Source organism: Pseudomonas capeferrum, from assembly GCF_000731675.1.
Lineage (GTDB): Bacteria > Pseudomonadota > Gammaproteobacteria > Pseudomonadales > Pseudomonadaceae > Aquipseudomonas > Aquipseudomonas capeferrum.
The window spans coordinates 417,634-443,121 of the sequence record NZ_JMIT01000001.1 but is presented as its reverse complement, the minus strand read 5'-3'; the positions used below and the strand labels follow the sequence as shown (position 1 = coordinate 443,121).

21 protein-coding genes and 1 pseudogene are annotated in these 25,488 nt (G+C 62.3%); 15 read left to right on the top strand and 7 right to left on the bottom strand.

Translation table 11 applies throughout. The annotated features are described in order from the left end of the window. Window positions 1-5: 5 nt before the first annotated feature. Together PC358_RS02190 and mdlC are read right to left on the bottom strand one after the other, a co-directional pair. Window positions 6-1,346, bottom strand: coding sequence for an MFS transporter (locus PC358_RS02190; protein WP_033697225.1), 1,341 nt, complete (start codon window positions 1,344-1,346; stop codon window positions 6-8). A gap of 61 nt (window positions 1,347-1,407) precedes the next feature. Continuing rightward, the gene (gene mdlC, locus PC358_RS02185; RefSeq protein WP_033697224.1) at window positions 1,408-2,994 is read right to left on the bottom strand and encodes a benzoylformate decarboxylase; all 1,587 of its coding nucleotides are present in this window, start codon (window positions 2,992-2,994) and stop codon (window positions 1,408-1,410) included. Between the two features lie 126 nt (window positions 2,995-3,120). Here mdlC and PC358_RS02180 point away from each other — a divergent pair, with 126 nt between their 5' ends. Then, entirely contained in the window at window positions 3,121-4,017 is an 897-nt protein-coding gene (locus PC358_RS02180) for a LysR family transcriptional regulator (RefSeq protein WP_033697222.1), read from the top strand. On the opposite strand, the gene PC358_RS02175 is transcribed toward PC358_RS02180, so the two are convergent. Then, on the bottom strand, window positions 4,014-5,345 hold the full coding sequence (locus PC358_RS02175) for an MFS transporter (RefSeq protein ID WP_033697219.1): 1,332 nt from the start codon (window positions 5,343-5,345) through the stop codon (window positions 4,014-4,016). The two genes, PC358_RS02180 and PC358_RS02175, sit on opposite strands and share 4 nt — an antisense overlap. Window positions 5,346-5,909: 564 nt before the next feature. On the opposite strand from PC358_RS02175, the gene mrdA reads away from it, so the two are divergent. From mrdA to PC358_RS28355, 4 genes and pseudogenes are all read left to right on the top strand, one after another. Further along, window positions 5,910-7,802 (top strand): penicillin-binding protein 2, encoded by a 1,893-nt coding sequence (gene mrdA, locus PC358_RS02170; RefSeq protein ID WP_033697218.1) that lies wholly within the window; start codon window positions 5,910-5,912, stop codon window positions 7,800-7,802. 3 nt (window positions 7,803-7,805) lie between these two features. Continuing rightward, window positions 7,806-7,925 (top strand): annotated as a pseudogene (locus tag PC358_RS26795) (sigma-54-dependent Fis family transcriptional regulator); the annotation flags it as partial. A gap of 68 nt (window positions 7,926-7,993) precedes the next feature. Beyond that, window positions 7,994-8,128 (top strand): hypothetical protein, encoded by a 135-nt coding sequence (locus PC358_RS28260; RefSeq protein ID WP_256577332.1) that lies wholly within the window; start codon window positions 7,994-7,996, stop codon window positions 8,126-8,128. 6 nt (window positions 8,129-8,134) lie between these two features. Beyond that, window positions 8,135-8,368 carry a hypothetical protein gene (locus tag PC358_RS28355; RefSeq protein WP_033697217.1) on the top strand — a complete coding sequence of 78 codons (234 nt, stop codon included), beginning with the start codon at window positions 8,135-8,137 and terminating at the stop codon, window positions 8,366-8,368. A 258-nt stretch (window positions 8,369-8,626) separates the two neighbouring features. On the opposite strand, the gene PC358_RS02160 is transcribed toward PC358_RS28355, so the two are convergent. Next, window positions 8,627-9,256, bottom strand: a complete 630-nt coding sequence (locus tag PC358_RS02160) for a glutathione S-transferase family protein (protein ID WP_033697216.1) — start codon at window positions 9,254-9,256, stop codon at window positions 8,627-8,629. 191 nt (window positions 9,257-9,447) lie between these two features. Here PC358_RS02160 and PC358_RS02155 point away from each other — a divergent pair, with 191 nt between their 5' ends. After that, a complete protein-coding gene (locus tag PC358_RS02155) occupies window positions 9,448-10,767 on the top strand; it encodes an NAD(P)/FAD-dependent oxidoreductase (RefSeq protein WP_033697215.1) in 1,320 nt (439 codons plus the stop codon). A gap of 12 nt (window positions 10,768-10,779) precedes the next feature. After that, complete coding sequence (locus PC358_RS02150) at window positions 10,780-11,550, top strand: NAD(P)-binding domain-containing protein (protein ID WP_033697213.1); 771 nt, start codon at window positions 10,780-10,782, stop codon at window positions 11,548-11,550. Window positions 11,551-11,557: 7 nt separating this feature from the next. On the opposite strand, the gene tssM is transcribed toward PC358_RS02150, so the two are convergent. The 3 genes from tssM to vasI are packed head-to-tail and all read right to left on the bottom strand — an operon-like array spanning window position 11,558 to window position 17,261. After that, window positions 11,558-15,157: a type VI secretion system membrane subunit TssM gene (tssM, locus tag PC358_RS02145; protein WP_033697211.1), complete on the bottom strand. Its 3,600-nt coding sequence runs from the start codon at window positions 15,155-15,157 to the stop codon at window positions 11,558-11,560. Then, window positions 15,154-16,623, bottom strand: a complete 1,470-nt coding sequence (gene tssA, locus PC358_RS02140) for a type VI secretion system protein TssA (RefSeq protein ID WP_033697209.1) — start codon at window positions 16,621-16,623, stop codon at window positions 15,154-15,156. The genes tssM and tssA overlap by 4 nt, the downstream gene beginning before the upstream one ends. After that, window positions 16,611-17,261 carry a type VI secretion system-associated protein VasI gene (gene vasI, locus PC358_RS02135; RefSeq protein WP_077068371.1) on the bottom strand — a complete coding sequence of 217 codons (651 nt, stop codon included), beginning with the start codon at window positions 17,259-17,261 and terminating at the stop codon, window positions 16,611-16,613. The genes tssA and vasI overlap by 13 nt, the downstream gene beginning before the upstream one ends. 330 nt (window positions 17,262-17,591) lie before the next feature. Between vasI and tssB the strand changes: the two genes are divergently transcribed. Genes tssB through tssK form a run of 8 tightly spaced genes read left to right on the top strand, consistent with a single transcriptional unit; the run spans window position 17,592 to window position 25,488 of the window. Next, the gene (gene tssB / locus PC358_RS02130) at window positions 17,592-18,095 is read left to right on the top strand and encodes a type VI secretion system contractile sheath small subunit (protein ID WP_033697208.1); all 504 of its coding nucleotides are present in this window, start codon (window positions 17,592-17,594) and stop codon (window positions 18,093-18,095) included. Window positions 18,096-18,112: 17 nt separating this feature from the next. Then, on the top strand, window positions 18,113-19,603 hold the full coding sequence (tssC, locus tag PC358_RS02125) for a type VI secretion system contractile sheath large subunit (protein ID WP_033697206.1): 1,491 nt from the start codon (window positions 18,113-18,115) through the stop codon (window positions 19,601-19,603). After that, a complete protein-coding gene (gene tssE, locus PC358_RS02120) occupies window positions 19,600-20,010 on the top strand; it encodes a type VI secretion system baseplate subunit TssE (protein WP_033697204.1) in 411 nt (136 codons plus the stop codon). Before tssC ends, tssE begins: the two co-directional genes overlap by 4 nt. Before the next feature lie 3 nt (window positions 20,011-20,013). Further along, the gene (tssF, locus tag PC358_RS02115; protein ID WP_033697201.1) at window positions 20,014-21,780 is read left to right on the top strand and encodes a type VI secretion system baseplate subunit TssF; all 1,767 of its coding nucleotides are present in this window, start codon (window positions 20,014-20,016) and stop codon (window positions 21,778-21,780) included. Further along, entirely contained in the window at window positions 21,744-22,760 is a 1,017-nt protein-coding gene (gene tssG / locus PC358_RS02110; RefSeq protein WP_033697198.1) for a type VI secretion system baseplate subunit TssG, read from the top strand. The genes tssF and tssG overlap by 37 nt, the downstream gene beginning before the upstream one ends. Next, window positions 22,757-23,314 (top strand): FHA domain-containing protein, encoded by a 558-nt coding sequence (locus PC358_RS02105; protein ID WP_033697196.1) that lies wholly within the window; start codon window positions 22,757-22,759, stop codon window positions 23,312-23,314. The genes tssG and PC358_RS02105 overlap by 4 nt, the downstream gene beginning before the upstream one ends. Next, window positions 23,311-24,105, top strand: a complete 795-nt coding sequence (gene tssJ / locus PC358_RS02100) for a type VI secretion system lipoprotein TssJ (protein WP_033697195.1) — start codon at window positions 23,311-23,313, stop codon at window positions 24,103-24,105. Before PC358_RS02105 ends, tssJ begins: the two co-directional genes overlap by 4 nt. A 45-nt stretch (window positions 24,106-24,150) precedes the next feature. Beyond that, a complete protein-coding gene (tssK, locus tag PC358_RS02095; RefSeq protein ID WP_033697193.1) occupies window positions 24,151-25,488 on the top strand; it encodes a type VI secretion system baseplate subunit TssK in 1,338 nt (445 codons plus the stop codon).

Here is a 25,488-nt window from a genome sequence, read left to right as displayed (position 1 = left end):
CTTGGTCAAAACGTAGGTTTGTTGGCCGCTTCCGGCGCGTCGGCCGGTTGCGGTGCACGCACGTGGATGCAGACGATGGCCAGCGCACCGATCACCCCCGGCAAGGCGAAAGCCAGGAAGTTCTGCTGCAACGGCAACTGCATGGACAGCAGGCTGCCACCGAGCATCGGCCCTGCAATCGCACCCAGGCGGCCGATGCCGGCGGCCCAGCCGACGCCGGTGGAGCGGATGTGCGCGGGGTAGGCAATCGAGGCATAGGCGTGGATGACTGCCAGGGTGCCGATGGTGGTGGCCCCGGCAACCAGCAACAGCAGGTTCAGCAGCACAGGGCCAGGCTGCAGGCCCAATGCCGCCAGCGACAGGGCGGCCAGCACGAAGAACAGCGCCAGGGTGCGCTGCACCCCAAGCCGGTCGGCCAGCCAGCCGCCGAACAGCGCGCCCAGCGTGGCGCCGATGTTCAGCGTCACCAGAAACGCAAGGCTCGAGCCCAGCGGATAGCCCCCCTGCGCCATCAACTTGGGCAGCCAAGTGTTGAGGCCGTAGCTCATCAGCATGCACATGGCGAAGGCCACCCACAGCAGCAAGGTTGCCAATGCCTGGCCCTTGCCGAACAACTGCGCCACGCGCGCCGTGCGCACCGGCTGGCCGGCGCCCTGCAGGCGCAGCTCGGTGCCTGGGCGGAACGTCGGGTCGACCTTGACCAGCAGCCGATCAAGCTCGTCACGGCGGCCCTTGAGCTCAAGAAACGCCGCCGACTCAGGCAAGTACCGCAGCATGAACGGCACCGCCAGCACTGGCAGCACGGCCACGTAGAACACCGCCTGCCAGCCCCACTGCGGGATCACCACGATCGCCAGCAGGGCCGACAGCACCGCACCCACCGAGTAGAAGCTGGACATTATCGTGATCATGGTGCTGCGCCGCCCCTGGGGGGCGAATTCGCTGATCAGGTTCACTGCGCTCGGCACCAGCGCCCCCAGCGCCAACCCCGTCACCAGGCGGCATGCACCGAGCTGCAGCGGGGTGCTCGCATGCCCGGTCATGAAGGCGGCGCAACTGGCCAGCAAGGTGGTCAGGATAATCAGCTTGCGCCGCCCGTAACGGTCAGCCAGCGGCGCCAGCAAGGTGCCGCCGAACAACATGCCGAACAGTGCACAACTGCCCAGGGTGCCGGCTTCGATTGCACTGAGTTGCCACTCTTGCATCAGGCGCGGCACCACCGAGCCGTAGATCACCATGTCATAGCCGTCGAACAGCATGATGAAACAGCCCCACAGCAGTATCAGCAGGTGGGTGCGATTAAAGGGTGCAGCATCGATCACTTCACTGACGGAAGTCGTCTTCATAGCCACCTCGGTTTTTTATTGTTGTTGTGTTTCGCGCCACGCGCGGCGGTTGCCCGATGCTTCAGGGAGCAATGGTCTGGGTCGGTACCTCGATCAGCACGGGGCGGTTACCCGCCAGGGCCGCGCTGAACGCACGGGCGAACTCGGCGCCGGTTTGCGCCTGCACAGCCTGTACGCCGTACCCCTGGGCGATGGCGCAAAAGTCCAGGCCTGGCACGTCCAACCCTGGCGCATCGCTCACGTTCAGCACATCGGCGAACCAGCGCAGCGCCCCATAAGTGCCGTTCTTCAGAATGATGAACACTACCGGGATGTTGTACTGCGCAGCCGTCCACAGCGCGGTGATGCCGTAGTTCGCCGAGCCGTCGCCGATGATGCCGATGACGCGCCGCTCGGGGGATGCCAGCTGCACGCCGACCGCCGCTGGCAGGCCGAAACCCAAGCCCCCTGCGGCCGGGAAGAAGTAGCTGCCCGGCTCACGCATTGCAATACGCCGCCAGAAGGCACCGACCGTGGAGGTGGACTCCTTGACGTAGATCGCGTTGGCGGGGGCCAGGCGGTCGATCAGCTCAAAGACCGTTTCCGGGTGCAGCAGCCCGCCGTCGTCGGCCACCGGCTCCGGCTGCGGCAAGGCCACCGGCATGGGCCGCTCGCTCGGCGTCACCCCCGCCACCAGGGCTTCAAGTGTCAGCGCGATATCCGCGACCAGGGCATCACCCATCGGAGCGCGCGCGGCCTCGCCAGGGTCGCAGGTCAGGTGCAGCAGCTGGCAGTCGGCAGGCAGGTAGTCGCCCGGTGCATATTGGTGATAGCGAAACACCGGTGCCCCCACCACCAGGATGAGGTCGTGCTCCGCCAGGCAGCGGCTGATGCCCGCGATCGAGGCCGGCAGTACTCCACGGAAACACGCATGCCGCGTCGGGAACGGGCAACGTGAGGCCGACGGCGCCACCCAGGCGGTCATGCGCAGCTTTTCCGCCAGTTGCACCGCCAGGCCGTTGGCCCCGCAGCCATCGACATCCGGCCCCAGTACCAGCACGGGGTTGCGCGCCGCCGACAAGCGCTCGCACAGCCCCTGCACCTGTGCCGGCGAAGCCAGCCCGGCACTGGCCACCTGTCGACGGGCCAGATGCTCGACGCCCTTCGGTGCTTCGCAGGCCCAGTCGTCATAAGGGATCGATACATACACAGGGCCGCGTGGCGGCAGGCTGGCAGCATGGATCGCCTGGCTGAGGGCACGCGGCACATCCTGCGCCGAGGCCGGTTCGTGGCTCCACTTGACCAGCGGCTTGGGCAACTGCGCCGCGTCCACATTGGCCAGCATGGCCTCCACGCCGATCATGCTGCGTACCTGCTGGCCGGCGGTGATCACCAGCGGGCTGTGGGAGTACCAGGCGTTGGTCAGTGCGCCCATGCCATTGCCGGTGCCGGCCGCGGCATGCAGGTTGACGAACGTCGGCTGGCCGCTGGCAAGCGCATAGCCGTCGGCCATGCCCACTACCGCCCCTTCATGCAGGCCCAGGACATAGCGAAAGTCTTCTGGGAAGCCCTTGAGAAACGGCAGCTCGTTGGAGCCAGGGTTACCAAAGATGGTGGTCAGGCCATGCTGGCGGAGGATGTCGTAGGCGGCGCTGTGAACAGTTTTCATAAAGACCCTTGCAGCTCGTTTTTAGAATTTGGGTTACTTTTGCAGCCGCTACCAAATTGATCAAATCGATACTATCTTTGGCAAAAATAAAACTGATCTATATGACCATGCACGACGCGAGTGCCCATGAGCCACATTGACCTGAACCTGATCCGCACCTTCGTCACCCTTTACGAAGCCCGCAGCGTCACCCTCGCTGCCGAGCGTTTGTTCGTCACCCAGCCTTCGGTGAGCTATGGCCTGGCGCGCCTGCGCGAGCTGTTCGACGACGCCCTGTTCAGCCGCACCCGTGACGGCATCCAGCCGACGTTCGTTGCCGACCAGCTGTACGCGACGCTGCGCGACGCACTGACGCGCATCGAAAGCGCCGTGCAGAGCACCCGCCAGTTCGACCCTGCCAGCACCGAGCGCAGGTTTCGCATCGCCCTCTCCGACCTTGGCGAAATGGGCTTTTTGCCGCTGATTCTGGCGCGCCTGAACCGCGAGGCACCGCAGGCCGAGGTCGAAGTGCTGCCCTTGCAGGTCGACCAGGTGGGCGACTGGCTGGCCAGTGGCAAGATCGACGCTGCGATTTGCCGCCCACCCGTGCCCGGCACCCGCAGCCAGGTGCTGATGCACGAGCGCTACGTCTGCCTGCTGAGCAGCGCCCACCCGCGCATCGGCGACAGCCTCAGCCTTGAGCAGTTCGTTGCCGAGCGCCACATCACCGTCACCCGCACCACCGGCCACGGCAGCGTCGAGGATGTGCTGAACAGCATGCAGGTGCAGCGCCGCATCAGCCTGCACGTGCCGCACTTCTCGGTGCTGCCCAAGATCATCCCCGGCACCGACCTGCTGGCGGTATTGCCAGCCCAGATCGCCAGGCTGTTCATGCAGGACGGCGGCTTGAAGATGCTTGAGTTGCCCTTCCAGGTGGCCGCGTTCGATGTCTCGCTGAACTGGCACCCCAACAGCGACAACTCTGCCGCCCTGCAATGGTTTTGCGCGACGGTCGCCGAGGCGATCATCGATGGCCAGGCCTAGGCGTCGACCATGGCGGGCTGCGCCGGCCTTGCCGCTGGCCTGAGCAACAGCAGGCAACCTGCGGCCAGTACGAAGACAATGGCGAACACCCCGTACAGGTGCAGCGGTTGCCAGCCACCATCGAGCAACACGCCGGCCACGGTCGGCGACAGGATGGCGCCGATCCGGCCGATGCCGATGCCCCAGCCCACCCCGGTGGCGCGCACTGAAGCGTCATAAACCACCGGCGACAGGGCATACAGCCCCGCCACGCAGCCGTTGGAGAACAGCCCGATCAGCAGCCCCAACGCCAGCGCTGCGCTGACCGATGAACCGCTCGCCACGAACAGCACCAGCAGCCCGGCGGTGATCAGCATGAACATCGACAACACGCGGCTCAGTGGCCAGCGCGACGACAAGCCACCAATCAGCGCCGCCCCGAGGATGCCGCCAACGCTCAGCAGCACCCCGCCGGTGATGCCCTGCTGCGCCGACAGGCCTGCGGCAACCAGCAGTTTTGGCGTCCAGCTCATGACGAAATAGAACCCGAACATCACCAGGAAGAACAGCAACCAGATCACCAGGGTGGTGCGGCGCATGTCGGGTGTCAGCAACTGCCTGAACCCGGTGGCAGCGCCTGGCACCTTGAGCTGTGGCGCCGGCAATGCTGACAGTGCCGGCTGCCCCAGTTTGGCCGCCAGGCGGTTGACCCGCGCCAGGGCATTACGCGGGCGACGCGCCAACAAGAAGTCCAGCGATTCCGGCAGCCACAACAGCACCAGGGGGATCACCAGCACGGTGACGATGCCACCGAACAGAAACACCGAGCGCCAGCCCCAATGGCCCAGCAACCATACCGCCAGCAAGCCGCCAAGCGTGGCGCCCAAGGCATAACCGGTGGACTGCAGGCTCACCGCCAGGCCGCGCCAGCGTTTGCTGGCATATTCGCTGGCAATCACATTGCTGCTCGCCAGAATGCCGCCAATGCCAAGCCCGGTCAGGCCGCGCAGCAGCGCCAGTTGCAACGGGCTCTGGCTCAAGGCCGAGAGCAGCATGCCAATACCGGAGAGCGCAAGGCAAAACAGTATCAGCGGGCGCCGGCCGAAACGGTCGGCCCACGGCGCGATGAACAGCGACCCGGCCGCCATGCCGAACAGGCCGGCGCTGAGCAACAGGCCCACCTGCGCCCCGCTCAGGCCCCACTCTGCAGAAACCGAAGCCGCCGTGAAGGCCATCACCAGCACATCGAAGCCATCGATCATGTTCAGCACGATGCAGATACCAATGGCCAGGCACTGGAATCGGCCCATCGGGTCATTGTCCAGACGCTGCTTGAGGTCGGTGTTCATGGGGTCACCTGCCGGCCGATGCTGACCACAGACGAGAGAGAAGACGTGCACACGCAAGGCGAGCAGCAGAAACCGTGACGGTTCCACGCCCGTGATAAGCCATTCATGACTGGACCCTTCTTGTAATTGTTGTCGCGCACGGCCGGAGGGCTCTGGCCGTCGTCAGGCGCTAATCAACCAGATAATGGATCCATAGACAATATGGTGAATTTTGGCTAAACCACCACACGGCACAGAAATTGGCAGTCACCCAAAAATATCTATTATTTTTACCAGTATTTTCAATTACTTATGAATTTAGCAATTTTTAGTTTTTCCGTTCGTTTACCGCACACCTGTTTTTATGGATCCACAAAGTACCTTTCTGCGAGCCATTCATCACGCCAACGAGCGCAGCCATGAACAAATCTTCATGTTGCCCGTAAGCACCCTGATCACGGGGGCCAACGGCCGATCGCCAGCCCCCGCCAACGCCTGCCTGCCTTGAGGGAAAAGGACGCGTTGCGTAGCATCGCCGGCCCTGGGGCCGCTGCCCGGCCACACCGCTACCCCTCAGAGTTCCCCATGCCCCAACCCATCCCCCTCAAGGACCACGAAAAGGAAAAGCACCTGGTCAATCGCCGGCTACTGGCCTGCGCTGCCCTGGTCTTCAGCCTGGTCGCCGTCCTGGTGGGCCGCCTCTATGTGCTTCAGGTCGTGCAGCATGACCAGCAAAGCGCCGTGTCGGAAAACAACCGCGTGCACGTGCTGCCCATCGCCCCCGAGCGCGGCCTGATCTACGACCGCAACGGCGTGGTGCTGGCAGACAACAAACCCAGTTTCGACCTGACCATGACCCGTGAACGGGCAGGCGATTCGGCCAAAGTGCTCGATACCCTGGCGCAGGTCTTGAGCCTGACCGAGGATGACCGTAAACAGTTTGACAAGGACCTGCGCCGCGGCCGCAAACCGTTCGAGCCGGTCACCCTGCTGGTCGGCTTGAACGAAGAACAGATCGCCCTGATTGCGGTCAACCAGTTCCGCCTGCCAGGCCTTGATGTAGAGCCGCAGTTCATCCGCGAATACCCCCTGGCCGAGCATTTCGCCCATTCGGTGGGGTATGTCGGGCGCATCAACGAAAGAGAAGCCAAGACCCTCGACAGCACCGAGTACCGGGGCACCCAGTCGATCGGCAAGACCGGCATCGAGCACTTTTACGAAAGCCAGCTGCACGGCCAGGTGGGCTACGAAGAAGTCGAGACCAACGCCCAGGGCCGGGTCATGCGTGTGCTCAACCACAAGGCACCGACCCCCGGCAAGGACATCACCCTGAGCCTGGATGCCCACCTGCAACTGGCCGCCGAAAAAGCCCTGGGCGATCGACGCGGCTCGGTAGTGGTACTGGACCCGGCCAACGGCGACGTGCTGGCGATGGTCAGCAACCCAAGCTTCGACCCCAACCTGTTCGTCAAGGGCATCAGCTTCAAGCAGTACGCCGCCCTGCGCGACTCGATCGACCGCCCGCTGTTCAACCGCGTATTGCGCGGCCTGTATGCGCCGGGTTCGACGGTAAAACCGGAAGTGGCCATCGCCGGCCTCGACAGCGGCGTGATCACACCTGGCAGCCGGGTATTCGACCCGGGCTACTACGAACTGCCCAACTACGCGCACAAGTACCGCAACTGGAACCGCAGCGGCGACGGCTGGGTGGACATGTACACCGCGATCATGCGGTCCAACGACACCTACTTCTATGACCTGGCGCACAAGCTGGGGATCGAGCGCCTGCACGATTACATGGCCGAGTTCGGCCTGGGGCAGAAGGTGTCGCTGGACATGTTCGAAGAAGCGTCCGGGCTGATGCCGTCCGCCGAGTGGAAGCGTGCCACACGGCGCCAGGCCTGGTTCCCCGGCGAGACGTTGATTTTGGGTATCGGCCAGGGCTACATGCAGGTCACCCCGCTGCAGTTGGCCCAGGCCACCAGCCTGCTGGCGAGCAAGGGCGTGTGGCACCGCCCGCACCTGGCCATGACCGTGGGCGGCGAGACGCCGGTCGACCCCAACCCCATGCCCGACATCGTGCTGCACGACAAGCACGCCTGGGACCAGGTCAGCCAGGGCATGCAGATGGTCATGCACGACCCACGCGGCATCGCCCGCGCTTCGGCAGCCGGCGCCCAGTACCGCATCGCCGGCAAGAGCGGCACGGCGCAGGTGGTGGCGATCAAGCAGGGCGAGCGCTACAACCGCAACAAGACCCTGGAGCGGCACCGCGACAACGCCCTGTTCGTCGGCTTTGCACCGGCTGATCACCCGAGTGTGGTGGTGGCGGTGATGATCGAGAATGGTGAAGCGGGCGGGCGCGTGGCGGGGCCTGTGGTGCGTGAGGTGATGGATGCCTACCTGCTGGATGAGCAGGGGCATCTGAAACCGGAGTATGCGGGGAATGTGGCGAGCAAGGCGGTGCCACATAGTTAGAGGGGGTTGTCGCGCAACATCACACGAACCCGGCTGATTGCGATTGGGGAATTGATGGTGAACAAGCGGCGTGACCAGGCGCAGCAGGCGCTGGATAACCGGGTGGTGCGGCTGTCGATCTGAGAGGTGCGTTGCCAGTACCCGCGAAGAGGCCAGTACTGGCAACTCAAAATCTACGTGCGGTCACCTCCATGATCGTCTCCGACATCATGATCGGGACCGTCGTCCGCGCCGTGCCCTACACCGTGGGCCTCTCCCACATTGTGGTTGGCCTCATGGTTGGCACCATCATCGGCCCCGTTACGTCCGCTGTCACCCCGACCTGAGCTGGCATGTCCGCCGCCGTCGCCACTGTGTCCGCTGCCACTGCCGCCATGGCCACCGCCACCGCCGCCACTGCCGCCGCCACCACCGTGACCACCGCCACCGCCGTGGCCTCCACCTCCACCTCCGCCGCCATGGCCACCACCACCGCCACCATGACCGCCACCTCCACCGCCGCCATCCTTCGCATACGCACTGGACGCACCGCCCATGGAGTCAGGCACCAAAACTGCCGACGCTGACAAAACCGCGCCGATCGCCAAAGCCAACAAGTATTTCTTGAGCATGATGTGCCTCCGCTTGGAGTAGCACGGGGTTGCACAGGGCACCCCATGAGTTCCGGCACCCCGTGGGGCGACCTGCAACCAGTGCGGCCTTCCATCTGCAGCGAGTGAACGAGGTCCTTCAGGGCCAGCTGGCCAGTTATTGCAAAATGTTTCTTACGTCCTGAGCGTAGTCATGCCGCCCGGCTTGTCGCCGACCAGTCATCCGAATGGCGCCTAAACGGTCGCTGTGCGCGGCATCAGGTCGTACGGGTGCTTCCAACCGGGTGTGCCCTTGATACGCGCTTTCCAGGCCTCGATATGGGTGAATTCGGCCAGCGCGATACCGGTGTCTTCAGGCATGAACACATACCCCGCCAGCGATAGGTCGGCGATGGTCAACCGCCCGCCGACCATGAAGGGGGTTTTGGCCAAGTGCGCATCGACGATGCGATAGGCCGCCGTGGCGCGGTCACGCAAGAACTTGGTCACCTCCGTTTCGCCCATCTTTTTCAGGCAGTAGATGAACCGCAGCGCCGCGTAGTAGCTGGTGAACTTGTGGTTGTCGAACAGCATCCAGCGCCAGATTTCACGTTTCTCGTCCTCATCGCGCGGGCCAAACTGGCCGGTCTGTTCGGCCAGGTATTCGAGGATCAGCGCGGATTGGGTGAGCGACTTGCCAGCGTGCTCCAACACCGGCACCTCGCCCTGCTCGTTCACGTCATCGCGCCAGGATTGCTCGCGGGTCTGGCCGTTGAAGAAGTCGACGAACACCGGCTGCCAGGCCTGGCCGGTGAGTTCAAGCATGAGGGCGACTTTGTAGGCATTACCGGATTCTGCGAAGCAGTGAAGTTTGTATTCGGACATGGCAGACCTTCAGTTTCCTTTGAATGATCGTTGGCTGCTGGGGGCCGTTGCATGGGCCAATCACCGGCCAACCGAGCAAATCACGAGCAACTCGCAAAGGTCAATTCAAAACCTCCCACGACCCGTCACTCCCGTTATATGCCCGCCGCGTGCGTCGTGCGACAGTGAGGAAAACAACACGGATAAACCCCATGTACAGAAACACCTCTACCCCTGCGGACGACAACGGTTGCGGCTGGTTCCACCTCAGCCCCCGGCGCCAGCCCTGCGCCGCGCATCGGGGGCGGAGCGAAGCGCGCTGGGTGGTGCTCGGTGCCGGCTTCACCGGCCTTGCGGCAGCACGGCAACTGGCGCTGCATCACCCCGACGACGAGATCATCCTGGTGGAAGCCCAGGAAGTCGGCTTCGGCGCCTCGGGGCGCAATTCGGGCTTTGCCATCGACCTGCCCCACGACATCGGTGCGCCTGACTACATCGGTGAGCTGGCCACTGCGCGAATGAACCTCAAGTTGAACCTGCGCGCGCAGTCGATACTGCACAAGCTGATCGGCCAACACGGCATCGACTGCCAGTTACGCCCGGACGGCAAGTACCAGGCCGCCGTCGAAGACAAGGGCTTGGCCGTACTGGAAGCCTACCGCAGCGGCCTGGAAAAACTCGGCCAGCCCTACCAGATGATCGATGCCCATGACCTGCCGGCACACCTCGGCACGTCGTTCTACCGCAAGGCGCTGTACACGCCCGGCACCCAGTTGCTGCAGCCGGCCGCCCTGGCCAAAGGCCTGGCGCAAAGCCTGCCCGGCAACGTGACGCTGTACGAACACACCACCATCACCCGCCTTGAACAGGGCTCGCGCATCACCCTCAAGCACGCCCACGGCGAAATCGTTGCCGACCAATTGCTGCTGACCAACAACGCCTTCGCCTCATACTTCGGCTTTTTGCCGGGCCGGCTGCTGCCGATCTTCACCTACGCCAGCATGACCCGCCCCCTGAGCGAAGACGAACAGGCACGCCTGGGCGGCAAGGCAAGCTGGGGCATCATCCCCGCCGACCCGTTCGGCAGCACCCTGCGGCGCACCCCGGACCAGCGCCTGCTGGTGCGCAACAGCTTCAGCTTCAACGCCGACGGCCGTGCCAATCAGCGCCACTTGCAGCGGGCCGTTCGGCAGCACCGGGCGTCGTTCGAACGGCGCTTCCCGATGCTCTTGGGTACGCCGTTCGAGTTCACCTGGGGCGGCGCGATGTGCCTGTCGCGCAACCACCTGTCGCACTTCGGCACACTGGCACCCAATGTCCATGCCGCGCTGTGCTGCAACGGCCTGGGGATTACCCGGGGCACCGCTACCGGTACCTTGCTGGCCGATTGGCTGAGCGGTGAACGCGACGAACTGATCGACTTCCTGCTGAGCTCGGCGGGGCCTAACCGCAACCCACCGGAGCCGCTGCTGAGCATGGGCGTGAACCTGAACCTGCACTGGGGCCAGCGCCGTGCCGGCCTGGAAAGCTGACAAGGAGGCATCATGCATAGTCTGGGTATTCTCGGGGTCGGCGAGCTGACCGAAAAAGTGGTGATGGGCCTGCGCAGCAGTGGTTTCGACGGCGCGATCCTGCTGTCGCCACGCAACGCCCAGCGCGCCGAAGCGCTGGCCCACACGCAAGGTTGCCAGGTACTGCCGAGCAACCAGGCGGTGGTCGATCAGGCCGAGCTGGTGATGCTGGGCGTGCGCCCGGCAGCGCTGGCACAACTCGCCAGCGAGGTGCGCCTGCGCCCCGGGCAACGCTTGCTGTCGTTGGCGGCGGGTGTGGGCCTGGCACAGTTGCAAGCGGCCTTCCCTGCGGCCCACTGCGTGCGCGTGATGCTGTCTTACGCGGCGCAACACAATCAGGCCACCGTGGTGGTCTGCCCGCCGGACGTGCCTACCGAGCAGGGCCTGGGCGCGCTGGGCAACCTGGTGGTGCTGCAGGATGAAGCCGCGTTCGAGCTGGCCACGGTTGCCGCGTGCATGAACGGCTGGTTCTACTTCCTGTTGCACGATTTGCAGCAATGGCTGACCGACAAGGGTCTGCCGGCTGCCGAAGCGCGTGCTCTGGTGCTGGGCAACCTGCACGACTGTGTGACCAGTGCCCAGCGTCAGCCCGAGCACACGCTGAAGGCGTTGGGGCAGGCGATTGCCACGCCAGGCACCTTTACCGCCGATGGGCTGGCGGTACTGATGCATCAGCCAGTGAGTGCCAGCTGGGGCGCGGCCTGCGAGGTGGTGCTGGATGGGCTGTTGACGCGGTCCAGGTAACGTCCTCTTACGTACCGTCCGCTTGCCCGGCCAGTGCAACCTTGGGTGGCAGCTGCAACAAGCCACGCGGCAAGCGGAAGCCTTTGAAAGGCTGTTGGGTAATCGGGTTGAAGGCTTTTTCAGCATTCAGCCGATAGCGCATCACGCCGTCTCCGGTCCTGAAGCTCAGGTCCACGCTGGTTGCGGTGCGCCCATTGAGCGAGCCGCGGCTAAGCAAGCGGAACATCGACCAAGGCCCGCGGTACTCCAGGCTGCTGCTATTGCCGTTCTGCCGGAGCAACGTAAGGTTGCTGCGCACTTTGCGCCCCAGGGTATTGGGCCAGACAACCCCGCTGATCTGGCTTGGACCATGGGTGTAAGCAATCAACTGGCCATCCAGGTCCAGCAGACTGGTACGCTGATTGGCGCTGAGCCCCAACGGCTCGATGCTGAATTGCACACTCAGGTTGCCGCGCTGGTCGAAGAAGGTCTCGCGGATGCGGTCTGCCAGCGCCAACTGTTCGATCACGTCGCTGCGGATCAAGGACTGCCCCTGACCTGACTGCAGGGCTTCGAGGTTGTCGTTCAGGAACACCTTCAGGTACTGATCATTGAACTGTTGCAGGCGACCCTTCGGCCCAAAGAACGCCTCGAAGTCTTCCAGAGAGGCATCGGGCGCTTTCACCACGAAGGGGTAGCGCCCCGCCAGGCGTTGCTGGAAGAAGCTGTACACTTCAACGTCCCAGCGTCGCTCCAGTTCACGCAACGCTTCCACGTTCAACACCCGCGCGGTTTGATCCGCGACTTTTCTTACCTGGAAGTTGAGGGGTTCCGGCAACCCCGTCGCAACACGCTGCAAGGTACCGATCGGGTCGTGCCCCGTCATCGAGAAGCGCTGATGCACCGCTTGCAGGGCTGCCTTACCTCGGTCGGGGCTGTCCTGCACCGCCTTGGCATAGTCGTGGACGGCGGCAATGGCGGCGAGCGTTTCATCGTAGTAACTCGGTTTATCGCCTGTTGCCTGCAACATGGCACTGAGGCCCGCGAATGCCCGCTGAATCGCTAACGTCTGTTGTTGCGCGGGTGGGCGACTTGCAGGCTGCAGCGCAGCAGCCTCACTCGGCGCTTCAATGCCTGCTGCCGAGGACAGCGACGTGTTTTCGCGCACGGTATCCAGCAGCCGCTGCAGCGGCGCCGCAGGCCCCGTCAGCTGTTGCAGGATCACGACAGCATGATCCAGGTCGCGAAAGTCAGCCACCGCAAACGCATTCAGGGCACGCCGCCAGCTATCGATGTAGTCGGTGCTGTACAGATTGCGCAAGCGTTCGCTCAGCGCCTCCCGGTCGGCGTCCGAATAGTCAAGTTGAGCGCGTTCGCCGAGGGCCCACTGGTCGATCATCGCCATCTCGGCGAACCGCTGGCTGCGCGGTTCAAAATACGCCGTGTAGCCTTTGGCGGTCAGCATGGGGGCCAGCAGAAGGTTATCCTCCCGTCCGGCCCCTGCAGACGGTTGGTAAACCACATCGAACGCCGGGCCCACCTGGTGACGCAGGTCCAAGCCGATGTGTAGCTGCTCCTGGGCCTGTTGCTTGAGGCCTGCATACACCCGCTGTGGCAACGGCACCTTGCGCAATGCCTGCTGCACTTCACTGACCCGCTGGCGGAACTGCGGCAGATCTGCATCGGCATACGCCAAGGCATATTCTAGGTGCTGCATGAGGTCGCGCTGCAGCTGCCCCTGGCCTGGAAACGCCTGTTGCCACTGCCGTGCCATCCACTCCTCGACCCATTCAGGCCGGCGGCTCTTGCGGTCTTCGAGCATACGGTAAACCCTGAGCGCCGCCATTTGCTGCTCACTGCCGGGGGGCGCCGCGTTCATGGCATCGATCACTCCGCTGGCCAAGGCCGGCAAGAAGCGCTTGGAGAGCAAGCTCAGGTAGGCTTCGTCCACCCGGGGCCCGATGGCGCGGCCCTGATACAGGCCCAAATCCGCCACACCAGGCCACGCAGCACGGTAATCGCCAAACACCGATACCGCATCACGGATCTGGTCCAGTGGCTCCAGCAAATTGCGGCCGGTCGGGTCCAGGCGCTGATCCACTTCGTGATGGCTGTACTCCCGGCTCTTGGCAAGCACCCCGGCGGCCTTGGTGCCATTGATATCGAAGTAGCGTTGCCAACTGGCAATGGCGATGCAGAACGCAAGCAGGCCTACGCCAGACCCCACCCACAGCAATTGGCGCTTGCTGCGAGCCACCTTGACATTGTCCCCGGCAAGGCCGGCCTCCTGGTAGATCACCCGCGCAAAAGCCCGTTGGACGAAGTAGACCAGCGCCTTGCCTGGCGCCTTACCTTCACGCAAGGGAAGCTTCGTTTTATAGGGCTGAGCCGCTTCTCGGATGAATGCATTACGCATTTCGCCTTGCTGCGTGACGGATGACCAATACACACCACGGACCAAGGCCGGGGTGGTGAAACGGTCACTCGCCAAGGCCTCGCGTAGAAACCCTAGCAATATCGGCCGCAGCCCGATCAACTGCGCATGCAAGGAAAACAGCCGTGCGCGCAGGGGTGCACTGCCCACTGAATCGATACGGTCCACGACCTGCTCGAACAGCTGGCAAATCAAGCGATCGTAGTGTTCAGCGTATTCGTCCAGCCAGGCGTCGAATGCTTCGACCGCATCCAGCTTGAACGTGAACCCCAGCATGTTTGCGCGGCTGGCCGCTGAGAGCTTGCTGTAGAAAGGATCAAAACCATCGAGCAGATCGAATTTGCTGAGCACCACATACAGTGGCAAGCGCGAACCCAGCTGACTGCTTACCTCGTGCAAGCGTGTGCGCAACACATGGGCCAATGCCGTGCGTTGCTCAGGTGACCCATGCAACAGCCCGGGCAGGTCGACAACCAGCAACAAGCCATTGAGCGCTCTCTGGCTTCTATTGCGCAGCAACCAGCCCAACAGATGGCTCCACAACTTGCCCTGGGTGCCTTCAGATACCGCGGGCTCACTGTTCGGCGAGCTTGCCAGCGCGCCCTGACTGATGAAGGCGCCGGGTGGGTCGATGATCACTGCATCATTGCTGATCCACCACCCCACCGGGTAAGCAAGCGTTTCGGCCTGCCGGCCGCGTGCCTGGGCCTTGTCGATACGCGTCAGGGAAAAACTCTGATCGGTGCAATCGATGAAGCTGCTCTTGCCGGCATGCTCATCACCCAGTACCAGATACCACGGCAACCGATACAAAGCCCGTCGACCGCCTGCATTGTCCAGAAACCGCGCAAGGCCCTGGTTCAACGCCTTCTCTTGGGCGTGGACGAAGGGCAGCGCAGGGTCCGACTCGGCAGCCATTGCCAGAGCCTGCTCAGCTTGCAGGCGGCGAAAGCGCGCACGCAGTATGACCAGCCAGCACACCAAGGGCACCAGCACGAGCACCAGGCTCGCCAGACTTCGATGGGCCACGCTCGCCAGTGGCTGTTGTTCACGCCATGTCCAGTGCGGGCCAAGCCACCAGATGGCAACCAACATCAGCGCAGCGCCAATAGCCAACAGCAGCGGCAGTGCCAGGCCAATGCGCGTAGCCACCGGCAAGCCCCAGCGTTTGAGTTGCTTCCATAGTTGATTCATGAGGGCTCTTGGTCCTTGTTCTGGTTGGCCAACGCTGGGGCTGTGGCGTATTGCTGGAGCCGCTGGAACACCTCAGGCTCCCAGGCGTCGGCGGTGGTTTGCTGCATCGTGCGGGCCACACCGGCGCACAGGTCCTGGGCCAGCCAGGACACGCCCCGCGCCGCCAGCAAGTCAGCAGCAATCACGGTGGTATGGCAGCGATCACGAGGGGCACGAAAATCCGCCTGCAGCGCTTGCAAGCGGAGCAGAACCGGCTCTACGCCGCCGCTTTCCAGTTGGCTGACCAACTCCTCGCGCAAGCCGCTGAACTCATGAGTGGGGGCACCCTGCTCGCCCTGCCCCTGACCGCCCTTGAGCCAAGCCAGGCATTGGTCATCGACAAACACCCTGCCGTCGCTGAAGCCCAACTGCTGCAGGGCGGGCATACGCTGTACGAACCGCGCCGTAGTCGCGCGGATCGCCTCAGCGACCTCGCCCATCGCCAGCCGCGAAGCGGTAGTCGCGGCCAGAAAACTGCCGCGAATCCAGAAGGGGCATGCCGCCACACTCTTTTCGATCCGCTGCAGCAACCCCGGGTCAATCACCGTGCCGGCGATAGCGTCTTCGTAGGCCCCTGCTATATCCAACGGAACCGCCATCAGTTCCGTACGGTTGCCGCCCTGCCTGGCTTGGGGTGCTGCCTGGAGGTGCGCCCACAAGCCAAAACGACGTAACTGATAGCCGGTCGGGTCGTACGGGTCCTGTTGATTGATGAGCTCGGCCATGGTCAACACGGACCGCCGTGTCTCTCGCTCGTTGCCCATTGATACACGTGGCATGGGTGTGGCGATGACCTCGGCCAGCGGCGCAACATCAATGCTTGCCGCAGGCGCCTTGGGTGCAGCAGGCTCGCCGACGCCGTCGGCAACCGCCGTGTGTTTACTAAGCAAGCGCTGCAGTTCGCCCAGCAGGCCCGCGTCCAGTTGGGCGATGCCCTGCTGCTGTTGCAGGCACGTCAACGCTTGCTGCGCCGCCGCCGCAAGCGCCGGCGTATAGGTGAAGCGGTCAAGGCGCGGCAACGCTTCGATCAAGCGGTTGAGCATCAAGGCCGCCAGCTTGCGTTTGCCCAGGAAACCTTTAGGGCCGGGCTTTGGATGAGCGGGTTCCCAGTAGTGTTCGACCATGCCGGCCAACAACGCCAACGTGTAGCCCCAGCGCTCCCAGCAGCCACTGCGCAACCACGCAACACTGAGGTGAGAGACGATGCGCAGGTGCTTGCATTGCTGGCTCAGGTAAAGCCGGGACGCCTCTTCAATGTAAACCCAGTCGATCGAGGCTTCCTGCAGCCCGCCCAGCTTGACCATCTCCTGGTCAATGGCCTGGTAGGTTTCGTCCTCCACATCGAACAGCCCAGCAGGGACCGCCGGATCAATCGGTGCAAGCAACCCAGTGATGTGCTGCGCAGGCACTTGCGCTACCACCGGCATGTGCTTCGCACCTGGCGGATCAAAGGGTCCAGACCTTGCGCATCAAAAATCAGCCCATCGACTTCGTTGTGATCACTCACAACTTCGATGCGCTGCGCCCCTATCAGCTGCTTGATCTGCTCGATCGCCGGCAAACCTCGCCCCGCGTCGAGCACTTGCCCGTTCTCCATCACCTGCCAGCGCGTCGCATTCGTAGACCCGCCTTCCCCCTTCAGGCGCACAGTCACCCAGCTGGCGCCGATGGGCTGCCTGGCAATCAACTGCAGGCGGGAGATGTTCTGTATGCAACTGATGGCCAGATAGGAAGGGTCATCGCCTGAGGCAATGGCGGGGGCCGAAATGACCCATTCAGGTGCGCGTTCACTGCCCTCGCTTTGGCTGCCAATGCGAAACGTCAGGTCATCTGCCGTACGTGTGGCCTCATTTGCCATCACCCGTAACACGCTGGTTGCCTCCAGCTCCGGTGCTGACCACTGTTTTTTCGCCTTGTGCGCAGGTGTGCCGGCCGCCTGGTCGAAACAGGCCAACCGCTCGATGTTAGACACGATCGCGGGGCAGTCCTGAATAGGGCTTGCCAGCACCGGCTGCAGGAAAAACACCAACGAAAGACCGGCGCCATAGGCACAGCGCATATTCATTCCCCTCCACTCTCTGCAAATATTCTTATGACCACGGCCACTTGTTAAATGTAAAAACTTCGCAAGCGCACACACGCACACCACCAACTAAATCGAAGTGATCACGAGCCTAGTACACAGTACCAACCGCACACAAACAAATATTTTCTTACACTTTCTCACTCGACCAAAAGACACACCTGCATGCATGTTTTTATAAAGAGCGCATCAACCGCCGCGAAAAATAACAATATGTAGGAAGCCTCCTACACAACAACTAATAACATTAAACACATGATAAACATTGCCTTGCATGGACCCATAAAAAAACAATCAAGGAGTTGAGTTTCGATGTCAAAAAACACAGGTTCCGTTGCGCCTAAAGAGCGCATAAACATCAAGTATGTTCCTGCCACCGGTGACGAACAGGCCGAAGTAGAGCTGCCCCACAAGATGCTCGTCCTGGGCGATTTCGGCTTGGATGACAGCCGGGCGCTAGAAGACCGCGCGGTCATGCGCATTGATAAACACAGCTTCAACAACGTCCTGAGCGACGCCGATGTGCGCTTGGACATGTCAGTGCCCTCCCTGCTCAGCACCGCCCCCGACGCCGAGCTGGCGGTCAGCCTGCAGTTCAAGTCCATCCATGACTTCGGGCCGGACCAGATCGCTCGACAGGTACCCGAACTGAACAAACTGTTGGAGCTGCGCGAGGCGCTGGTCGCCCTGAAGGGCCCGCTGGGCAACGTGCCGACATTCCGCAAGCAACTGCAACACCTGTTGAGCAATGAGCAGACCCGCAAGCAGCTCGCCAAAGAACTGGACCTGGTGCTTGAGGCGCCGAAAGAAGACTGAGACAACGGAGCGAACCCATGCCAAAGCAAAACAGCACTACTGTCGCCGTTGATACCCCTGCAGAAACATTGAGCCCTACCACGCTGCTCGACCAGATCATGGCGCAAACCAAACTGGTGCCTGCGCAAGAGGGCTATCAGGTCGCCCGGCAGGGTGTATCTGCCTTTATTGCCGACATCCTCAAAAACCATGACCCAGAGCAACTTATCAATAAGCACCGCGTCGACCAGATGATTGCGGAACTGGACCGGGTGCTCAGCAAGCAGATGGACGCCATCGTGCATCAGCCCGCGTTCCAGCAGCTTGAGTCTTCATGGCGCGGCCTGAAACTTCTGGTCGACCGCACGGACTTCCGCGAAAACATCAAGCTCGAAGTGTTGCATGTCAGCAAAGCCGATTTGCTCGATGACTTCGAACATGCGGCTGATATCACATCCAGCGGCATGTACAAACACGTTTACACCGCCGGTTACGGCCAATTCGGTGGCGAACCGGTTGCGGCCATGGTGAGTGACTATAACTTCGGCCCGTCCTCACCGGACATCAAACTGCTGAGCTACATGGCCTCGGTGGGCGCCATGGCGCATGCGCCCTTTCTCGCAGCGCCGTCCCCCGAATTCTTTAACTTGAGCAGTTTCGAAGAGCTGCCCAATCTCAAGGAAATCAAAGACATTTTTGCAGGGCCTCGGCATGCCAAGTGGCGGGCTTTCCGTGAAAGCGAGGACGCCCGTCACGTGGCCCTGACCGGGCCGCGGTTCATGCTTCGCTCCGTCTACCACCATCAGGACCAGCCGATCAGCAGCTTCAACTACGACGAGAACATCGACGGCCGGCATGATAACTATCTCTGGGGCAGTTCCGCGTTCCTGCTGGCCAGTTGCATCAACGACAGCTTTGCCCGCTACCGCTGGTGCCCGAATATCATCGGCCCACAGTCGGGTGGCGCCGTCGAAGACCTGCCGGTTCATTTGTACGAATCCTTGGGCCAGTTGCAGGCCAAGATCCCGACCGAAGTGCTGATCTCCGATCGCAAGGAATTCGAGCTGGCTGAAGAAGGCTTCATCGCCCTGACCATGCGCAAAGACAGCGATAACGCGGCGTTCTTCTCCGCCAACTCGGTGCAGAAACCCAAGCACTTCCCGAAAACCGCTGAGGGCTTGCAGGCCCAGACCAACTACAAGCTTGGCACCCAGTTGCCCTACCTGTTCATCGTCAACCGGCTTGCCCACTACATCAAGGTGCTGCAGCGCGAACAGATCGGCAGCTGGAAGGAACGGCGGGACCTTGAATCCGAGCTCAACAAATGGATCAAGCAATACGTCGCCGACCAGGAAAACCCTTCCGCCGATGTTCGCAGCCGCCGCCCGCTGCGTGCAGCCAGGGTTGAAGTCTCGGACGTTACCGGTGACCCGGGTTGGTACCAGGTTTCACTCGCCGTGCGCCCACACTTCAAATACATGGGTGCCAACTTCGAGATCTCCCTGGTCGGGCGGCTCGACACGCAATGAGTGGTCTTTTCAGCCGTTTGAAGGTGGATCAGTCAGTTAGCCGCGAACCCTCCCTGCAGGAGAACGCTTCCCAGAAGTTCGCCGCCATCAAGTGCCACCTGGAAACGTTGCTCAACGCTCGCCAGGGTTGCTCACAAAGCAGCCCTGAGCTGGGCCTGCGTGACTTCAACGGGCACGACGTCAGCAGTGGCGACCTCCTGAAGCAAGTGGGCGCAGACATCCGCCGCACCCTTCAGCGCTTTGAGCCGCGTGTGCACGTGCGAACGCTCAAGGCCATGCCCGATTGTCATGCCCCGCTGGAACTGCATTTCAGGCTGGACTGCCTCGTGCAGGTCAACAACCACACGGAGCAGCTGCAGCTGGAGCTGCTGGTCAACGGCCACACCCGCCACACCCGCGTGAGGTGAACCATGTCACTCAAGGATCGATTCAGCGAAGAGTTGCGTTACCTGCATGAATTGGGGAACGACTTCGCGCAGGACAACCCACAGCTTGCCCGGCTGCTCGGCAAGGGTGGCAGCGACCCGGATGTCGAACGCCTGATGGAAGCCTTTGCGTTCCTCACGGCCAAACTGCGGCTCAAGCTGGAAGACGATCTGCCGGAGCTGACGCACCCGATGCTGCAGCTACTCTGGCCCAATTACCTGCGGCCTCTGCCAAGCGCCACGATCATTCAGTTTACGCCGCGCAAGCAGTCGCTCAGCCAGTCGCATCGTATCCCACGGGGTTCACGGCTCTTTTCCAAACCCGTGGACGGAGTGCCCTGCGAGTTTCGCACCTGCACGGCGGTGGACATCCATCCATTCGAGATCGACGCGGTGGGTGCAACCCAGACACTGGACAGTTCGGTGGTTCGGCTCGACTTGCGAACCTTGGTCGAGCGCCCATTGAACACCCTGGGCTGCGCGAGCCTTGAGTTTCATCTGAGCGGTGATATCCAGACTGCCCGCACGCTGTACCTGTGGATCGCTCAATACCTCAAGCATGTAGCAGTGACAGTCAATGGCGAGGTCCGCCGGCTGCCGGCCGACAGCATCGTCTTCCCCGGCTTCAATCCAGACGAAGCGCTGCTGCCTTACCCACAGAACGTCTTCGACGGCTACCGAATTCTGCAGGAGTACTTCATATTTCCCGAGCGTTTCCACTTCTTCAACGTAACCGGGCTGGAGAAGGTCTGGCCCGACCAGGCGACTCAGCAGGTCGTCCTCGAATTTCACTTCACCCGCCAGTTACCTGATTCACTGCGTGTCGACAGCACCGACTTCAGCCTGTTCTGCACCCCTGCGGTAAACCTGTTCAGCCACAGCGCAGAGCCTATCGACCTGTCCAGCCGGCACGCCCAGGTCGAGCTTATGCCCCGAGGCGAGCAGCCGCACGCCTATGAAATCTTCAGTGTCGATCAGGTCATCAGCACCCGCACCACGACCGACGGCAGCACCGGCCAGCACCTGCGAACCTTCCGCCCGTTCGAGTCGTTCGCCCATGAAATCGAGCATGTGCAAGGTCGCACCGCGCTGTACTACCGCTACAGCATCGAAGACTCATTGCGGGGCGATAGCGTCACGCACCGCATCGCATTTGTACGTGCCGACGCCAATGCCTACATCGGCGAGCTGGAAACTGCGTCCATCGACCTGACCTGTACTAACCGCGACCTGCCGCTGGCGTTAACCGTCGACGACATCAATGTGACTTCCGAGGTCACGCCGCCCTTGGCCACCTACACCAACCTCTGTCCTCCCACCCGCCCCTACCGGCCGGTACTGGACGGCCAGTTGCAGTGGGCCCTGATTTCCAACATGTCGCTCAACTACCTGTCGCTGCTCTCGGCCGAGCCGCTGAAAGCGGTCATCAACGCCTATGACTTCGCTGCCCTGCATGACATTCAGCAAACCCGCACCACCCGCAAACGCCTCGATGGCATCCGCGATGTTCAAACAGAACCCCTGGATTGGCTGATCAAGGGCCAGCCCATTCGCGGCTTGCGCACACGGCTGAAGCTGGATCAAAGCGCATTCCTCTGCGAAGGCGACCTGTACCTGTTCGGTTGCGTGCTCGCACACTTTTTTGCCCTGTACGCCAGCATCAACTCCTTCCACCAACTGGAAGTGATCAACACCACCAATAACGAGCACTACACATGGCCCATCCAGACCGGCAAACAACCGCTGATCTAGCCGACAAGCTGCTCGCCGAGGCGCACCAGTACAACTTCTTCCAGTTGCTGGAACGCCTGCACGGCTTGCACGGGGATGACCTGGAACCGCGTTGGCCAGCCCCCACCGTACGCCGGCGCGTGCGGCTTGCCAGCGACCCGCGGCTGACCTTTCCCGTGTCCGACGTGTACAAGGCCGAACGCATGCCTGGAGCAGAAGATCGCTACCGCGTGTGCACCACGTTCATGGGGCTGCACGGCACAGACTCGCCCTTGCCAACCTATTACCTGGAAGAAGTGTCGTACGAGCATGCCCACGGCATCGGTGTGCGGCCAGCCTTCTTCGACTTCTTCAACCACTACCTGCTGAGCCTGTTGCACCGCATCTGGCGCAAGTACCGCTATTACATCCGCTTCCAGCCGGGCGCGACCGATGGCTTCTCGCAGTACATTTTTGCCCTGCTCGGCTTGAACGACAAACAGCTGCGCGGCGACACCCCGCTACCCTGGAGCCGGCTGCTCAGTTTCGCCGGGGTCATCGCCAGCCGCAGCCGTGCACCGGGCACGGTCGCCGGCATCATTGCCCACTGTTTCGACTTGAAGCAGGTGCACATCCGCGAGTTCGAAACACGCTCCGTCCCTACCATGGCCACGCAACGGGTGAGCCTTGGCCGCAGCAACGGCGAACTGGGCAGCTCGTTCATGGTCGGTAGCCGCACGCGAACCCGCAGCAGCAAGTTCACCATCGTGATCAGCGAGCTTGATCAGGAACAGTTGCGTGACCTGTTGCCCAGCGGCATCAACTTCAATCGCTTGCGTGCTCTGATCGACTTCCTATTGCGTGATGGTCTGGCCTACGACCTGGAACTGCGCCTGAAGCAGAACGCATTGTCGCCCTTCTGCCTGCACCCTACCAAAGGCGCCTACTTGGGCTGGACCAGCTTTGTCGATGATCGCCACGGCCAGATCAGCCCTGTCGTGCGATTCCGGGGGCGCTCATGAGCACATTGACCTTGAGCATCACCAACCTTGATCAGTTGCAACACAACGTCACTGGGCGACACCAGTTCGATTGCACAGGCGGCACCATCGGCAGCGCCAGCGCCACTTGGCGGATCAACGATCGGGAGCAGACCGTTGCACCGATTCACTGCGAGATTCGCTGGATCGAGGGCAGCTTCTGCGTCATTGACCGCTGTCAGCGGACCTACCTGAACGACAGCCACGACAGCTTGGGAGCGCTCGCCCCCAGACGACTGCTGGAGGGTGACCAACTGCGCGTTGGCGCCTATCGACTACAGGTTCAACTTGCGCAGGCCGATGCACGCTCTCTGGAGGACCTGTTCAGTCCTGAACAGCGAACCCTTGATCACTGGCTAGTAGAGGTTCCAGCCAACGCCCGGCAACCCACTTCAAGCGCCACGCAGGTTGTCGCAGACATCTGCTCGGCCTTCGCGCCAGGTATCGGCAACGATCCCTTGGCGGCACTGAACACAGTGACAGGACCTGCCCAGGAAGACCCGCTGGAACAGCTGATTGCAGGAGAACGCCCATGATGCGTCATTCATTCGTGGTCGTTCTACTGACGGCACTGATCGGACTCTCGGGCTGCACTGCTCTGAGCAAAATCGGCCAAGTGATCAAGGATCCCTCGGTGCCCGTCGGGGCGACCAAAGAGCATCCCACCCAAGTCGCGTTCAGCATCAACGCCAGCCCGACGCTCAACGGCAACCCTCACAGCGTCGAAGTGCCAGTTGAGCAGCCTGGCGTTCTGGAACCCAGTCCCTACGCCGTCAGCTTAAGCGCTGGCGACCCTTACGCTTTGACCGAGAAAGTCGGGACGCTGCTCGAATACCTCCAGGAACAGTTCCCGGCAATGTCGCCCGTCGCAATGCCAGTGGACGAGGACACTGAGCTGGCGCGTTCGCCCATAGAGGAAAGTACGCCCGGCCGCTACGAAGACCCGACCGTGGTGTTGACCCTACCCCATACCACCACTGTAGCCAGCGAGCCTGTCGCTACGCCCATGGCCATCAAGATCCTGCAGCTGCGCGACGACTCCCTGCTGCGCAACAGCGTCTACGCACTGCTGGACAAGGACCCGGCGAAGGCGCTGCGCAGCACCTACATCCGCGATGACGACTACCTGCTGCGGCCTGGCCAGTTCAAGTTCATCCCCTTTGCGCCCATCGAGCCCGAAACGCGCTTCGTTGCGGTGATCGCCGACTACCGCAACCAGGAAAACGCCACCTGGAGCCAGGTGCTGCGCATACCGCCGCGCGGCCACCAGATCATCCTGTCGGTGTTGCTCAACGACACGCAGGTCCTGCTCAAGGAAGAAGACTGATGGCACCCAGTCCTTCTCACTTACTCACGCTGACACGGAGCGCTCATGAGTTCACGTAATCCCGTTTTGTGGCCTGAAGGCCTGTTCGTCAAACCGCAGCATTTCCAACAAGCAGCCAGAGCCAGCGAAGCGGCCCTGCACCAACGCCTCGGTAGCCTGAATGCCGCCTTTTACGGTTTCAGCGAACTGCAGTTGAATGACGAGTACCTGAGCCTGGGCAAGATCGCCATCACCCGTGCGCGGGGCATCATGCCGGACGGCACGGTGTTTGATATTCCTGCTGACCTGCCGCCCCCTCCACCGCTGGAAATCGAGGACGACGGCGCCAAAGACAGCGAGATTTTCCTGTGCCTGCCGCTGCGTACCGAGGGTGGCCGCGAGGTGAGCTGGCCCGACAATGCCGCCAACTTCCGTTACCGCGCACACGCAGAGGAAATCAAGGACACTCACAGCGCCGACGGCGACCTGGTGCAGGTTGACTTGGCAGTGGCCAACCTGCAGCTCAAACGCAAGGCTGACGATAGCAGCGCTTACACACGGCTGGCCATGGCACGCATATTGGAGCGCCGCCCCGATGGCAGCTTGCAGCTGGACGAAGGGTTTTATCCCACCAGTGTTTCGGTGCATGCCGTGCCGGCGCTGCAACGCCTCCTGGAGGAGATCACCAACTCCCTGCGCGAACGGGCACGCAACCTAGCAGCCCGTATCGGCGCCTCAGGGCAATCCGGCATCGCGGACATCCGCGACTTCAACCTGCTGCAAGCCATGAACCGCTGGTGGCCGTGCTTCCAGCACCTGGCCAGGCAGGGGCAAACGCACCCCGAGCAGCTTTATCTGTGCATGAGTCAAGCCTGTGGCGAGTTCGTGACGTTTACCGACGAAAGCCGGCTGCCGCAGGAATACCCTGCCTATCACCACACAGCGTTGCGCACGTCGTTCAAGCCGTTGGAAGACACCCTGCGCCGGGCACTGAGCACGGTCCTGCAACCCCGCGCCGTTTCGCTGCCACTGGAGACGCTGGAGTACGGGGTGATGACGACCACACTGGAAGACCGTCGCCTGATCGACCAAGCCGATTTCATCCTGGCCGTGCGCGCCAATCTGCCACCGAAAACGTTGCGCCAGATGTTCGTGCAGAAGGCCAAAGTCGTTTCGCTGGAATCGTTGAACGAGGTCGTGCCGCTGCAACTGCCGGGTATTCCACTGGTGCCGCTGCCCGTGGCACCACGGGACCTGCCTTTCCATGCAGGCTTCATCTACTTCGAGCTGGACCGTCGCGACCCGACCTGGGCAGGCATGAAGACCTCCAATGGCTTCGGTATCCATGTTGCGGGTGAATTCCCTGGGCTTGAGCTGCAGTTCTGGGCAATCAGGAGTGAATGA

What these genes read in the sequence shown, in the direction of transcription:
- PC358_RS02190 (WP_033697225.1), bottom strand. Translation starts at nt 1,346, where the DNA reads ATGAAGACGACTTCCGTCAGTGAAGTGATCGATGCTGCACCCTTTAAT.
- mdlC (WP_033697224.1), bottom strand. Translation starts at nt 2,994, where the DNA reads ATGAAAACTGTTCACAGCGCCGCCTACGACATCCTCCGCCAGCATGGC.
- PC358_RS02180 (WP_033697222.1), top strand. Translation starts at nt 3,121, where the DNA reads ATGAGCCACATTGACCTGAACCTGATCCGCACCTTCGTCACCCTTTAC.
- PC358_RS02175 (WP_033697219.1), bottom strand. Translation starts at nt 5,345, where the DNA reads ATGAACACCGACCTCAAGCAGCGTCTGGACAATGACCCGATGGGCCGA.
- mrdA (WP_033697218.1), top strand. Translation starts at nt 5,910, where the DNA reads ATGCCCCAACCCATCCCCCTCAAGGACCACGAAAAGGAAAAGCACCTG.
- PC358_RS28260 (WP_256577332.1), top strand. Translation starts at nt 7,994, where the DNA reads ATGATCGTCTCCGACATCATGATCGGGACCGTCGTCCGCGCCGTGCCC.
- PC358_RS28355 (WP_033697217.1), top strand. Translation starts at nt 8,135, where the DNA reads ATGTCCGCCGCCGTCGCCACTGTGTCCGCTGCCACTGCCGCCATGGCC.
- PC358_RS02160 (WP_033697216.1), bottom strand. Translation starts at nt 9,256, where the DNA reads ATGTCCGAATACAAACTTCACTGCTTCGCAGAATCCGGTAATGCCTAC.
- PC358_RS02155 (WP_033697215.1), top strand. Translation starts at nt 9,448, where the DNA reads ATGTACAGAAACACCTCTACCCCTGCGGACGACAACGGTTGCGGCTGG.
- PC358_RS02150 (WP_033697213.1), top strand. Translation starts at nt 10,780, where the DNA reads ATGCATAGTCTGGGTATTCTCGGGGTCGGCGAGCTGACCGAAAAAGTG.
- tssM (WP_033697211.1), bottom strand. Translation starts at nt 15,157, where the DNA reads ATGAATCAACTATGGAAGCAACTCAAACGCTGGGGCTTGCCGGTGGCT.
- tssA (WP_033697209.1), bottom strand. Translation starts at nt 16,623, where the DNA reads ATGCCGGTGGTAGCGCAAGTGCCTGCGCAGCACATCACTGGGTTGCTT.
- vasI (WP_077068371.1), bottom strand. Translation starts at nt 17,261, where the DNA reads ATGAATATGCGCTGTGCCTATGGCGCCGGTCTTTCGTTGGTGTTTTTC.
- tssB (WP_033697208.1), top strand. Translation starts at nt 17,592, where the DNA reads ATGTCAAAAAACACAGGTTCCGTTGCGCCTAAAGAGCGCATAAACATC.
- tssC (WP_033697206.1), top strand. Translation starts at nt 18,113, where the DNA reads ATGCCAAAGCAAAACAGCACTACTGTCGCCGTTGATACCCCTGCAGAA.
- tssE (WP_033697204.1), top strand. Translation starts at nt 19,600, where the DNA reads ATGAGTGGTCTTTTCAGCCGTTTGAAGGTGGATCAGTCAGTTAGCCGC.
- tssF (WP_033697201.1), top strand. Translation starts at nt 20,014, where the DNA reads ATGTCACTCAAGGATCGATTCAGCGAAGAGTTGCGTTACCTGCATGAA.
- tssG (WP_033697198.1), top strand. Translation starts at nt 21,744, where the DNA reads ATGGCCCATCCAGACCGGCAAACAACCGCTGATCTAGCCGACAAGCTG.
- PC358_RS02105 (WP_033697196.1), top strand. Translation starts at nt 22,757, where the DNA reads ATGAGCACATTGACCTTGAGCATCACCAACCTTGATCAGTTGCAACAC.
- tssJ (WP_033697195.1), top strand. Translation starts at nt 23,311, where the DNA reads ATGATGCGTCATTCATTCGTGGTCGTTCTACTGACGGCACTGATCGGA.
- tssK (WP_033697193.1), top strand. Translation starts at nt 24,151, where the DNA reads ATGAGTTCACGTAATCCCGTTTTGTGGCCTGAAGGCCTGTTCGTCAAA.